The 12,571-nt window shown below is 35.5% G+C and carries 10 protein-coding genes; 5 read left to right on the forward strand and 5 right to left on the reverse strand.

Features of this window, described 5'->3' with window-relative positions; all coding sequences use genetic code 11:
• Positions 1 to 227: 227 nt before the first annotated feature.
• Positions 228 to 1,205, forward strand: a complete 978-nt coding sequence (locus ASO14_RS04775; RefSeq protein ID WP_068452158.1) for a proline dehydrogenase family protein — start codon at positions 228 to 230, stop codon at positions 1,203 to 1,205.
• Positions 1,206 to 1,382: 177 nt separating this feature from the next.
• On the opposite strand, the gene ASO14_RS04780 is transcribed toward ASO14_RS04775, so the two are convergent.
• Entirely contained in the window at positions 1,383 to 2,711 is a 1,329-nt protein-coding gene (locus ASO14_RS04780; RefSeq protein WP_068452161.1) for an AAA-type ATPase lid domain-containing protein, read from the reverse strand.
• A gap of 181 nt (positions 2,712 to 2,892) precedes the next feature.
• Here ASO14_RS04780 and pruA point away from each other — a divergent pair, with 181 nt between their 5' ends.
• Together pruA and ASO14_RS04790 are read left to right on the forward strand one after the other, a co-directional pair.
• Positions 2,893 to 4,437 carry an L-glutamate gamma-semialdehyde dehydrogenase gene (gene pruA, locus ASO14_RS04785; RefSeq protein WP_068452163.1) on the forward strand — a complete coding sequence of 515 codons (1,545 nt, stop codon included), beginning with the start codon at positions 2,893 to 2,895 and terminating at the stop codon, positions 4,435 to 4,437.
• A 164-nt stretch (positions 4,438 to 4,601) separates the two neighbouring features.
• Positions 4,602 to 4,904, forward strand: a complete 303-nt coding sequence (locus tag ASO14_RS04790; protein ID WP_068452166.1) for an antibiotic biosynthesis monooxygenase family protein — start codon at positions 4,602 to 4,604, stop codon at positions 4,902 to 4,904.
• A gap of 104 nt (positions 4,905 to 5,008) precedes the next feature.
• Here the strand turns inward: ASO14_RS04790 and ASO14_RS04795 are convergent, their stop codons facing one another.
• The 3 genes from ASO14_RS04795 to ASO14_RS04805 all read right to left on the reverse strand — a co-directional run bounded on the left by ASO14_RS04795 (position 5,009) and on the right by ASO14_RS04805 (position 7,578).
• Positions 5,009 to 5,734, reverse strand: a complete 726-nt coding sequence (locus ASO14_RS04795; RefSeq protein WP_068452169.1) for a 3-ketoacyl-ACP reductase — start codon at positions 5,732 to 5,734, stop codon at positions 5,009 to 5,011.
• Between the two features lie 171 nt (positions 5,735 to 5,905).
• Positions 5,906 to 7,078, reverse strand: coding sequence for an aminotransferase (locus ASO14_RS04800; RefSeq protein ID WP_068452172.1), 1,173 nt, complete (start codon positions 7,076 to 7,078; stop codon positions 5,906 to 5,908).
• Entirely contained in the window at positions 7,078 to 7,578 is a 501-nt protein-coding gene (locus tag ASO14_RS04805) for an Lrp/AsnC family transcriptional regulator (protein WP_068452175.1), read from the reverse strand. Before ASO14_RS04805 ends, ASO14_RS04800 begins: the two co-directional genes overlap by 1 nt.
• Before the next feature lie 541 nt (positions 7,579 to 8,119).
• On the opposite strand from ASO14_RS04805, the gene mqo reads away from it, so the two are divergent.
• Positions 8,120 to 9,598, forward strand: a complete 1,479-nt coding sequence (gene mqo, locus ASO14_RS04810) for a malate dehydrogenase (quinone) (RefSeq protein WP_068452178.1) — start codon at positions 8,120 to 8,122, stop codon at positions 9,596 to 9,598.
• Between the two features lie 40 nt (positions 9,599 to 9,638).
• Here the strand turns inward: mqo and ASO14_RS04815 are convergent, their stop codons facing one another.
• Complete coding sequence (locus ASO14_RS04815) at positions 9,639 to 10,928, reverse strand: globin-coupled sensor protein (RefSeq protein ID WP_068452181.1); 1,290 nt, start codon at positions 10,926 to 10,928, stop codon at positions 9,639 to 9,641.
• Between the two features lie 403 nt (positions 10,929 to 11,331).
• On the opposite strand from ASO14_RS04815, the gene sstT reads away from it, so the two are divergent.
• Positions 11,332 to 12,537: a serine/threonine transporter SstT gene (gene sstT / locus ASO14_RS04820; RefSeq protein ID WP_068452184.1), complete on the forward strand. Its 1,206-nt coding sequence runs from the start codon at positions 11,332 to 11,334 to the stop codon at positions 12,535 to 12,537.
• Positions 12,538 to 12,571: the final 34 nt, after the last annotated feature.

Consider the following 12,571-nt stretch of genomic DNA (forward strand, 5'->3'; position numbering starts at 1 on the left):
GAGTAAATTGTTTTTTCAGAAAAATAATAGATTGCATGAAGTAAGAGCGTAAAAAAGCGTTTACAAAGAAAAAAATTTGTTGTCTTTGAAAGCTAGGTGTATCAAGGATTTTAGAATAATTTTTTTCTTTTTCTTTTTTTAAAAATAAAAATTGTTCTTTTAATTTCGAAAAATATAGTGTTATAATCTCGTTGCAAACAAATTTAGGGTGTTAGGGAGGAATTTTCATGGCATTACGTGATGTATTTATGTATTTATCTGAAAATCAAGTATTAAACGGAATGGCTCAAAAATATGGTTTACGTATGGGGGCGCAAAGTGTTGTAGCAGGTACAACAATTCCAGAAGTAGTTAAAACAATTAAAGAATTAAATAAGGCGAACATTTCATGTACAGTAGATAATTTAGGGGAATTTGTATTTGAAAAATCAGCTGCAACAGAAGCAAAAGAGAATATCTTAAAAGTGATTCAAGCGATTCATGATGAAAACTTAGATGCGCATATCTCACTAAAACCATCTCAATTAGGTCAAGATATCGATGTTGATTTCTGCTATGAAAACTTAAAAGAAGTTGTAGCCTTAGCACATCAATATGGTATTTTCGTAAACTTCGATATGGAAAACTATGCACGTCTTCAAAGCTCATTCAGCTTACTTGAAGAACTACACAAAGAATATGACAATGTAGGTACTGTAATTCAAGCGTACTTCTTCGAATCAGAAGCAAACATTGAAAAATATAAGAATTTCCGATTACGTATTGTAAAAGGTGCGTACAAAGAGAGTCCAGAAGTAGCGTATCAATCAAAAGAAGATATCGATCAAAACTATTTACGTCTAATCGAACAGCATTTATTAAATGGCAAGTTCACATCGATTGCGACACACGATCATAACGTAATCAATCATGTGAAAAAATTCGTAAAAGACAACAATATTCCAAATAGCAAGTTCGAATTCCAAATGTTATACGGCTTCCGTAAAGAAATGCAATACGATTTAGCACGTGAAGGCTATAATTTCTGCACATATTTACCATTTGGTAATGACTGGTATGGATATTTCATGCGTCGTTTAGCAGAACGTCCACAAAATATGGCACTTGTAACGAAACAAGTATTCAATAAAAAGACAAATACAGTTCTTGCAGTTGGTGCAGCAACATTCTTACTAGGCCGCTTATCAAAAAAATCGAAAAAGTAATCAAAAAAGGAGTCGCACATGATGGCGGCTCCTTTTTGTATGCAATTTTTTAGGTGAGTGACCTATTTCCGCTCTCGAATGTCCCATTTCGATCAACGAATGCCCCGTTTTGCTGTACGAATGTTCGAATTCACATGAAACTAGTCAATTGAAGTCTTCTTATTACTCAAAACCTTATTACTTCACAAACTGTTTTGCGTCAATTTGAAAATTTTTCATGCGATATTGGAGGCTTTGGCGACGAATGCCAAGTGCTTCGGCTGTTTTAGAAATATTCCCATCATGCATTTCGAGTGCTTTTGTAATGTAATATGCCTCAACTTCTTTCATGTAGTGGTCGAGGGGGCGAAGGTCGTTCGAGTTTTCAATAATAAATAACTCACTTGAATTTTGTTCTTCTGTCGGTAAGCTATTTTGAATTTTCCACTTGAAATGAGGTGGGAGTAAGTTTACATCAATGACGGTTTCAGTTGTAATGATGTTCGTCATTTCATCAAGAAGAACTTCAAGCTCTTTTAAATTACCAGGCCAATCATAATTTAAAAATAATTCCGTTACTTCAGGAGAGAGTGCCTCGATTGATGAACCGTATTGATCGCGATGACGCTGGAAATAATCGTTAATGAAAGGCATAATATCTTCTTTTCGCTCGCGTAGCGGCGGAATATAGATTGTAATTGATGAAAAAAGACGATACAGGTTTTTAGAAAGTGCCTGTTCCTGAATTAAATCAATGGGATCTTTACCAACACTCGCAATCATCATATGTCCATGATGTGGATGTTGTTCAAATAAAGCTACAATTTTTTCCTGTGCCTCAATAGATAAATATTCAATGCGCTCAGCGAAGAACGTAATTTGTTCTTCTTTTGCGATATATTTTTCAAACTGTTTTAAAATCGTTTCTTCATCGCGACGACAAATCATCGTAACAAAAGCTTGGTTTGGTTGCTGTAAATCATGATGAATACCTTCCGCAATCATATCAATTCCTGTTCCAGATTCGCCAATGAGTAGAACAGGCATCTTACTTAGTGCTACGATTTTCGCTTTTTGAATGACATCTTTCATGACAGCAGAAACCGCTGTAATAATATCAAATGTTAGTGGAGCACCGTACCTTCGAAGAGGACGGTACATCATAAATTCGAGTTGTGTAATATCGCGTGCGAATTCTACTGCTCCGATTAATTCTTGTTGTTCATGTAGGGGATAGATGTTGCTAATATATGTGACTTCTTGATTTTTCTTATTCCAAAACGTCTTTTTATGGTTGATTAATGGTTTTTCGGATTGTAGTACATGATAAATTTCACTTTGTTCATTTTCAAAATCTATAATTTCATGGGCGCGATAGTTTTCAAAGTCAATCGTATCGATGCCTTCAAGCTCACGCATCTTTTGATTATAGATGATGAGGTTTCCTTCTACATCTACAACACGGATTCCTGTATCGCCTTGTTCGATAATGTATTGATAGATATGTAATAGTTTTTGCTTTTCCATATGTTCCTCCTGTACCGCGCTTCTTCCCTTTATTTTACCATCAGTTTAAAAATTTTGAGGGAATTTTAAAAAATTTAGAAAATTCCTATTGATTAATGCTAAATAATATTGCATTATATACTTAGTTGAGAAATTTATGTGCAAAATAATTTGGCACTTCAAAAACAAGGGGGAAATATACATGATTCCATACAAACACGAACCATTTACAGATTTTTCGAAAGAAGAGAATAAAGCAGCGTACTTAGAAGGATTAGCAACAGTAGAAGGTTACTTAGGTCAAGCATATCCACTCATTATTGGTGGCGAACGTGTAACGACTGAAGATCAAATCACTTCTTACAATCCAGCAAAGAAAACAGAAGTAATTGGTACAGTTTCAAAAGCAACGAAAGATTTAGCTGAAAAAGCGATGCAAGTAGCAGATGAAACATTCAAAATGTGGAGTCAAGTAGAACCAGAAATTCGTGCAGATGTATTATTCAAAGCGGCATCAATTATTCGTCGTCGTAAATTTGAATTCTCAGCACTATTAACACTTGAAGCAGGTAAGCCGTGGAATGAAGCAGATGCAGATACAGCAGAAGCAATCGACTTCTTAGAGTATTATGCACGCCAAATGCTTCGTTTAAAAGACGGTCAAAAAGTAGAGAGCCGCGTGGGCGAATACAACCGTTACGACTACATTCCTCTAGGGGTAGGGATTGTAATCTCACCATGGAACTTCCCGTTCGCAATCATGGCTGGTACAACAGTGGCAGCAGTTGTAACCGGTAACACAGTATTATTAAAGCCAGCTTCTACAACACCAGTAGTTGCTTATAAATTTATCGAAGTATTAGAAGAAGCAGGTCTTCCAGCAGGCGTTGTGAACTATGTACCAGGTTCTGGCGCAGAAGTAGGTGACTACTTAGTTGACCACCCACGCACACGCTTCGTATCATTCACAGGTTCACGTGATGTAGGTTTACGTATTAACCAACGTGCTTCAGTACTAAATGAAGGACAAATTTGGATGAAACGTGTTATCGCTGAAATGGGCGGTAAAGATACAATTGTTGTCGATAAAGAGGCAGATTTAGAATTAGCAGCGCAATCAATTGTGAAATCAGCATTCGGCTTCTCAGGTCAAAAATGTTCAGCATGTTCTCGTGCAGTCATCGTAGAAGATGTGTACGATGAAGTAGTAGAGCGTGTAGAAGAATTAACAAAAGAATTAACAATTGGTGATCCAACAAACCCAGATAACTTCATGGCAACAGTAATTGATGAAGCGGCGTTTAAAAAGATTACTTCATATATCGAAATTGGTAAAACAGAAGGTAAATTATTAGTAGGTGGAACAGCAGACGATTCAGTTGGTTACTTTGTACACCCAACAGTATTTGCAGATGTAGCGCCAAGTGCACGTATTATGAAAGAAGAAATCTTCGGACCAGTAGTAGCGATTGCAAAAGCAAAAGACTTTGATGAAGCAATTCAAATTGCGAACGATACAGAGTACGGTTTAACAGGTGCAGTTATTACGAAAAACCGTTTAAATCAAGAAAAAGCACGTAAAGAATTCCATGTCGGAAACCTTTACTTCAACCGCGGTTGTACAGGTGCGATTGTAGGTTACCAACCATTCGGTGGTTTCAATATGTCAGGTACAGACTCAAAAGCAGGCGGACCAGATTACTTACAATTACACATGCAAGCAAAAACAACTTCAGAAATGTTCTAATCATGTAACTAGCATCGTATTTTTACGATGCTAGTTTTTTGTATATATAATAGGAAGAAACTCAAATTAATCATCTTTAAATAATAATGATAATCATTTTCATTGACAGTCATTCAATTTATTTAGTAAGATAAAGATAATTGGAAAAGAAGGGAAGATTACATATGATTGTACAATTACGTCGCTTTACAGTAACAGAAGGAAATGGCCATCTTGTAGTTGAAAAATTTAAGCAGGGTGGGGGATTAGTGGAGCAACAACCTGGCTTTATTGATAAAACTGTTCTTCAAAAGAAAGTACGTCGTGGTGAAGAAGAAGTCATCATGATGGTACGTTGGGAGTCAGAAGAAGCATGGAAAGCGTGGGAGAAAAGCCCAGAACATATTGCAGGGCATCGCAATAATCGTGGTAAAGAAAAGCCAGAGTATATTGTGAACGTAGACGTTTCGATGTATGAAGTAAAATAAAGTACATAAAAAACAAGCTGGGACAAGACATTTCACTAGCGTTTGTAACAAAAAACTGGAACCGCACCACAGCGCGATTCCAGCTTTTTTATGTTCAAGAGATTTTAGTATGGATTTGTACCTAAAATTGTTGCTTGTTTTACATAAATACGGTTTGGTAATGTTAATTGGTTAACAATTACTTCTGCAAAGTCTTCAGGATGCATCATGCGATCTACTTTTGACTCATCAATTAAACCAGATTCGCGTGCTAATTCTGTTACAACCGTACTTGGTGCAAGCGCTGTAACACGAATGTTATTACGGCGTACTTCTTGAGCTAATGACTCAGTTAAGCCGATAATACCGAATTTAGCAGCTGAATAAGCAGTAGATGTTGCAGCGCCGTTTAGACCATTTGTAGACGAGATATTAATAATATCGCCTTCATTTTTCTCGATTAATTGTGGTAATACTGCATGTGTTACATGGTACGTACCGAAAATGCCTGTATCAACAATTTTCTTCCACATTAATGGATCTTGGTCTAACAGTGTACCGAACTCACCAATTCCTGCATTGTTAATTAGAATATCTGCTTTACCTGTTTGTTTTGTTAGTGAATCAATTGCTGCATCGACTTCTTCTAAATTTGTCACATCTGCAGTTACAAAAGCAGCTTTACCACCATCAGCGATGATTTTTTCAGCTACCTCTTTCACTTGTTGTTCTGTACGAGCAAGTAGCCCAACTGTTACACCTTGTTTTGCTAATGCTTCTGCTACAGCACGACCAATACCTCGTCCTGCTCCTGTAATGAATGCTACTTTACCTTCTAATGATTGTGGCAAATTTATCAATCCTTTCGATTCTGTTCTACATTTAGTAGTATATGCTTTTTTGGAAATAGAAAAAAGAAATATGCTTATGAATTGGCATAAAATACACCATTAATCCATACCCGAATTCAATATGACTACACAAAAAATCGGAACCATATGTGTATATGATTCCAATCATGCTTATTTAAAGTTTTGAATAAAACGTTCGATTCGTTTTAAAGCCTCTTGTAATTGTTCAAGTGAAGCAGCATATGAACAACGAATATGACCTTCGCCACTTTCACCAAAAACATCACCTGGTACAACAGCTACTTTTTCTTGTTGTAAAAGTTGTGCAGCGAACTCCTGTGATGTTAGTCCAGTAGATTTAATTGAAGGGAATGCATAGAATGCACCGCCTGGGTTATGGCATGAAAGCCCCATATCATTGAAAGATTGGACGATGAAATTACGACGGCGACGATAGCTTTTTACCATCTTTTCAACTTCTGAACGACCATTTTTCAACGCTTCGATAGCTGCATATTGTGACATCGTAGAAGCACACATTAATTGATATTGGAAGATTTTTAGCATTGCTTCAGCAATTGGTTCAGGCGCGCAAACAAAACCTAAACGCCATCCTGTCATTGCAAAGCCTTTAGAAAATCCGGATACTAAGATCGTACGCTCATGCATTCCAGGAATGGCTGCCATACTTGTGTACCCTTCATCATAAGCGAGTTCAGCGTAAATTTCATCGGCGATAATTAGTACATCGTGTTCAATCGCAAATTGTGCAATGGCTTCAAGCTCAGTTTTATTTAACATTGTACCTGTTGGGTTATTAGGAGAGCATAACATAATCGCTTTTGTACGCTCAGAAACGACTGCCTCTAATTGACTCGGTAAGATTTTAAAATCATGTTCTTTTGTTGCTTGAACTGTAATGGCTTTACCACCAGCAAGTTCGACCATTGGAACATAAGATACGAAACATGGCTCAACAACAATGACTTCGTCTCCGGGATCTAAAATGGTACGCATCGCAATATCGATTGCGGAGCTTGCGCCAACTGTAACGATAATTTCATTCTGAGGATGATATGAAACATCAAATTCTTTTTCCATATAATGTGCAATTTCTTGACGTAATTCAAGTAGCCCGGCATTTGGAGTATAGGCTGTGTAACCCATCTCAAGCGAGCGAATGGCTTCTTCACGCACATGCCAAGGCGTAACAAAATCAGGTTCACCTACACCGAGTGAGATGACACCTTCCATACTTGCTGCAAGGTCAAAAAAACGGCGAATACCTGATGGCTTAAGTTCATTCACCATTTTCGATACGTAAGATTTTTTGGTTAATGTCATTAAGGTGACACCACGATTCGTTGATCTTCTTTACCCGTTTCTAAAACAGTGCCATCATGTTTATATTTTTTTAGGATAAAGTGTGTTGTTGTTGAAATAACAGAATCAAGTGTTGAAAGTTTTTGTGAAACAAAGTTTGCAACTTCGTTCATTGATTTACCTTCCACTATAACAGATAAATCATAGACACCTGACATAAGATAAACCGATTGAACTTGGTCAAAACGATAAATACGTTCTGCGATATCATCGAAGCCCACACCTTGTTTTGGCGTTACTTTCACATCGATCATTGCACGCACACCCGGGTGTTCTTCAACCTTTGTCCAGTCAACAAGTGAGATGTAGCGAACAAGGATTTTCTCATCTTCTAATTGCTTGACAATCGCTGTTGTTTCTTCTAAAGAGAACCCCACCATTTTTGCCACATCTTCTAAAGGCATACGTGCATCTTTTTCTAAAATTTCAATAATCTCAATCTGTTGAGCATTTAGTTTCATATAAAATCTCCTCATGTATAACATTTATTTTTTATTATTATAATACAAGAAAAGCTTATAGGAACATAAAAAATAGAAATTTTCTAAAATTAGTCTATCTGTTATAGAGCAGTGGTAATTTGTTGGAAAATAAGACGTTATACCTATGTGAATTTATATCGTTATATAACTTTAATTGCTACATTTCATAATAAATTTAAGTGAAAAAATAAGGTCATTGAACAAACTTGATGAACAGTCATTCAAAAAATGAATGTCTATTCTTCGCTTTTTATCACATTTTTTCCATTATATATTCACAATTTATGTTAGTTAAATGGTAAAAAAATCTATGTTATGTATGTTTTTTGTTGATTCTTGTTCACAGAATTATCACTTGTTTCGGTCTAGTGTTATTCTAAAAATAATTGTGATACACTAGGAAAAGGATATTTTTGATATTGAAAATTGTATGCAATGTAGTAAGTATGTAATTTGTTAAGACCCTTTGTGTTAGCGCATACATTTTTTCGGCAAAATTTAGTATATAAGGATGGTAAGCATGAGTAACAAACAAACTTCGACTGACGTTATTTTAGTTGGTGCTGGTATCATGAGTGCAACTCTCGGTACAATTTTAAAAGAATTAGCACCAGACTGGAACATTAAAGTATTTGAGAAACTTGATAAACCAGGCCTTGAGAGTTCGAATGAATGGAATAATGCGGGTACAGGTCACTCGGCATTATGTGAGTTAAACTACACGCCTGAAAAAAATGGTGTTGTTGAAACTTCTAAAGCAGTCAACGTAAATGAACAATTCCAAGTGTCACGTCAATTTTGGTCTTATTTAGTGGAAAATGGTCATATCCAAAACCCAGAAGAATTCATTAAACCAATTCCACACTTAAGTATGGTACAAGGCGAAGATAATGTAGCATTCCTTAAAAAGCGTTTTGAAGCACTGTCAAAAATCCATTTATTCGATGGAATGGAATACTCAGAAGATCAAGAAACATTAAAACAATGGATTCCATTAATCATGAATGGTCGTACAAGTAGCGAGCCAATCGCTGCAACACGTATTGAATCAGGTACAGATGTTAACTTCGGTTCATTAACACGTATTTTAATGTCTAGTCTTGAAGAACAAGATGGTGTAGAAGCAACTTATAATGCTTCAGTTGAAAACATTAAACAAAATGCTGACGGTCGTTGGGAAGTAAAAGTGAAAACAGCTGATGGTAAAATCATTACGCAAACAGCGAAGTTTGTATTCTTAGGTGCTGGTGGCGGTAGCTTACACTTATTACAAAAAACAGGTATTCCTGAAAGTAAACACATCGGTGGTTTCCCTGTAAGTGGTCTTTGGTTAGTATGTAATAACCAAGAAGTAGCAGATCAACATCACGGTAAAGTGTACAGTACAGCTGAAGTAGGTGCTCCTCCAATGTCAGTACCTCACTTAGATACACGCTATATCGATGGTAAAAAAGCTTTATTATTTGGACCGTTCGCAGGATTCTCTCCAAAATTCTTAAAAACAGGTTCAAACTTAGACTTATTCACATCAATTAAGCCGAATAACATTTTCACGTTACTTGCATGTGGTGCAAAAGAAATGGGCTTAACAAAATACTTAATTCAACAATTAATGTTAAATAAAAAACAACGTGTGGAAGAATTACGTAAATTCGTTCCACAAGCAAAAGATGAAGAATGGGAAATCGTTATCGCTGGTCAACGTGTTCAAGTAATCAAAGACACAGACAAGGGTAAAGGTACACTACAATTCGGTACAGAAGTAATCACTGGCGCAAATGGTTCAGTAGCAGCTTTATTAGGTGCTTCACCAGGTGCTTCTACAGCTGTACAAGTTATGCTAGATGTAATTAACAAATGTTTCCCAGAAAAAATGAACGAATGGGAACCAAAAATTAAAGAGATGATTCCTTCATACGGTAAACAATTAGTGGAAGATGAAGCTCTATTCAAAGAATTACATGCATCAACTACAAAATCTTTAAAATTAGAAGACTAAAAAACGAGGTATCGCGATTAAGCGGTACCTCATTTTTATTTTAAAATGCATGAATCGTATCATTTAGCTCTTTAGCTGAATTTCGTAGTTCGCTTGAAGTGGAAGACATGGAAGAAATACCGCTTGCTAATTCACTTACTTGTTCGCCGACTTCCTTAATATCACCAATCGTTTTTGTAATATTACTTGAAATATCATCAAAGGATTCTTTGAGCACTTCATTTTGTTCTGTACCTTGGATTACAAGTTGTTGGATTTGATGAATCACTTCCACAACTTCACTTGTTACTTCATTGGATTCTTCTATTAAGAGAGCAATTTGCTCAACAGATGTTTTTGTTTGATCGGCTAATTTACGTACTTCTTCAGCAACAACTGCAAAACCTTTTCCATGTTCTCCAGCACGCGCAGCTTCAATTGCAGAGTTAAGTGCTAGTAAATTCGTTTGGTTTGCAATTGATTTAACCATTTCAATCACATCTTTCATTTCAGTAGAAGAATTATTCAATGCCTGAACCATCGAAGTCATTTCATTTGTCTTAACATGGATTGCCTCAGTTTGTTCACTTAGGTGCTGCATTTGTGCAAGTCCTTTATCAGATGCTTCTTTCGTATCTAAAGATTCCTTTACAGTTGTTTTCACGCTATTTTCTACACAGACAGTATGATTCATTAATTCATTTACAGCTTCTGATGTATGAGATGCTTGCGTATTTAAATGATCAGCAACAGAGCCTAAATCTTCTCGTACTTTCCGGTTCACTTCTTCTCGCTGTTGTTCAATTAATTGATCGGAATAACGATTGTACTCTTCTAAAACGAGTTGTTGTTCAAAACTAGAGATTTTACCGAATGCATCGATTGCTTGGAACTGTTCATGTATAGGTATTGGAAGCGTTTTTATAATTTGGCGTACTTCATATTCCAATTTTTGAAAAGCACCTAAATACCATTTAGGATATAAACCAATTTTCACATGGGCATGTGCTACTTGTTTTCGTGCTTGAATATATGCCGCATCAATTTTACCAGCAAACATTTGCTCAATATGACCATAAAGTGTTTGGCTTAGTCGTTCAACTGAGCTATGATTTTGAATCATTTTAGCCAGATGCGGTGGAGTAGAAATCGCTTTATAAAAATGTTCTACAATTTTTGGCATATGCGGCAACATATAAGAATGAAGTGCCTGAACGATTTGCAAATCATGTTTTTTTAAATCAATCATATCGAGTTGTAACAGATAGTCTGAATCGGTTAATGAAATACCAACATGCTCTACATTCGTTTGCAATGTAGCTGTGGCTGCTTTTGATTTTAAGAAAAACATGGAAAACACCCCTATTTTTTATATTTGTATCTATAGTACCATTGTTGAATGTAAAAATCGTGTTTAAAATACTGTATTTATGTAATTTTTTTTAAAAAATGAATAAACATGTAGATATTTTTGTAAAAAAATACACATAAATTTAAAAGAGTATATAAATATTAGTTCAAAAGAACTTTATTTTTTCAGTTTTACACTTTTTAAATAGTGTAAAATATTTTGTTTTTACAGAATAATTAATTATGTAAAAAGAAAAAACGAAAAAAATATATTCTAATATAAAAAATAATCTATAAAACTTAAATTGTTTATGTTAAACTGTATTCTATGAGAATACATTGTGTTTTCTCAGGTGGAAAAATGAATTTATTATTTATATTTGTATAATTTTGGAGGAAAAAATATGGGGAATTTATTTCAAAAGTGGAGTGATACAAGTCTTGTTCTACGTATCGTTATGGGGATCATCCTTGGTGCAGTTTTAGCAGTTGCCTTTCCAAGTGCAACTTGGTTAGCGATGCTTGGTACATTGTTTGTAGGTGCATTAAAAGCAGTAGCACCAATTTTAGTTTTTGTATTAGTTATTAATGCATTAGCAAGTCATGTAGGTGGACAAAAAACAAATATGAAGGGCATTGTCTTCTTATATTTATTTGCAACGTTTATTGCAGGTGTTGTGGGGGTTATTGCCGCTAAATTATTCCCTGTAAAATTAACATTAAAAACAGGTGATACAGATTTACAACCACCAGAAAATGTGTGGGGCGTTATGCAAACACTTTTAAATAATATTGTATCGAATCCAGTAGATGCATTAATCAATGCAAATTACATAGGTATTCTTGCATGGGCAGTTGTTTTAGGACTAGCATTAAAAGCAGCAAGCAGTACAACAAAAACAGTAATCACGAACTTATCAGAAGCTGTTTCAAAAGTAGTTCACTGGGTAATCAACTTAGCGCCATTCGGTATTATTGGAATTATGTATAATACAATTGTTACGAGTGGTTTTGGAGAATTAAAGCATTACGGTGTGTTGATTGGTATTTTAGTTGGCTCAATGTTATTAATTGCGCTTGTTATCAACCCGATAATTGTTTTTGTTGTAGCGCGTCGTAATCCATATCCATTAATATGGGCTTCATTAAAAACAAGTGGTTTAACAGCATTCTTCACACGTAGTTCAGCAGCGAATATTCCAGTGAATATGGAGCTTTGTGAAAAACTTGGTTTAGATAAAAACACATATGCGATTTCGATTCCGTTAGGTGCAACAATTAATATGGCAGGTGCAGCAGTTACAATCTCTGTCTTAACGATGTCAGCTGCTTATACATTAGGTGTTAATGTAGATATCGCAACAGCAATCATCCTAATGGTTGTCACAGCGATTTCAGCTGCTGGTGCTTCAGGTATTGCAGGGGGGTCACTATTATTAATCCCATTAGCATGTGGTTTGCTTGGTATTCCGAATGATTTAGCTGTTCAAGTAATTGGAGTAGGTTTAGTCATTAGCGTCATTCAAGACTCTTGTGAAACAGCATTAAACTCTTCATCAGATGTTGTATTTACAGCAACAGCTGAATATGCAGCAGAACGTAAAAAGTAATAGAATTATTCTTGAAAGCTTTAAAAAAGAGGCA

Origin of the sequence: Kurthia sp. 11kri321 (assembly GCF_001534765.1) — a bacterium.
Classification (GTDB): Bacteria; Bacillota; Bacilli; order Bacillales_A; family Planococcaceae; genus Kurthia; species Kurthia gibsonii.

What these genes read in the sequence shown, in the direction of transcription:
- ASO14_RS04775 (WP_068452158.1), top strand. Translation starts at nt 228, where the DNA reads ATGGCATTACGTGATGTATTTATGTATTTATCTGAAAATCAAGTATTA.
- ASO14_RS04780 (WP_068452161.1), bottom strand. Translation starts at nt 2,711, where the DNA reads ATGGAAAAGCAAAAACTATTACATATCTATCAATACATTATCGAACAA.
- pruA (WP_068452163.1), top strand. Translation starts at nt 2,893, where the DNA reads ATGATTCCATACAAACACGAACCATTTACAGATTTTTCGAAAGAAGAG.
- ASO14_RS04790 (WP_068452166.1), top strand. Translation starts at nt 4,602, where the DNA reads ATGATTGTACAATTACGTCGCTTTACAGTAACAGAAGGAAATGGCCAT.
- ASO14_RS04800 (WP_068452172.1), bottom strand. Translation starts at nt 7,078, where the DNA reads ATGACATTAACCAAAAAATCTTACGTATCGAAAATGGTGAATGAACTT.
- ASO14_RS04805 (WP_068452175.1), bottom strand. Translation starts at nt 7,578, where the DNA reads ATGAAACTAAATGCTCAACAGATTGAGATTATTGAAATTTTAGAAAAA.
- mqo (WP_068452178.1), top strand. Translation starts at nt 8,120, where the DNA reads ATGAGTAACAAACAAACTTCGACTGACGTTATTTTAGTTGGTGCTGGT.
- ASO14_RS04815 (WP_068452181.1), bottom strand. Translation starts at nt 10,928, where the DNA reads ATGTTTTTCTTAAAATCAAAAGCAGCCACAGCTACATTGCAAACGAAT.
- sstT (WP_068452184.1), top strand. Translation starts at nt 11,332, where the DNA reads ATGGGGAATTTATTTCAAAAGTGGAGTGATACAAGTCTTGTTCTACGT.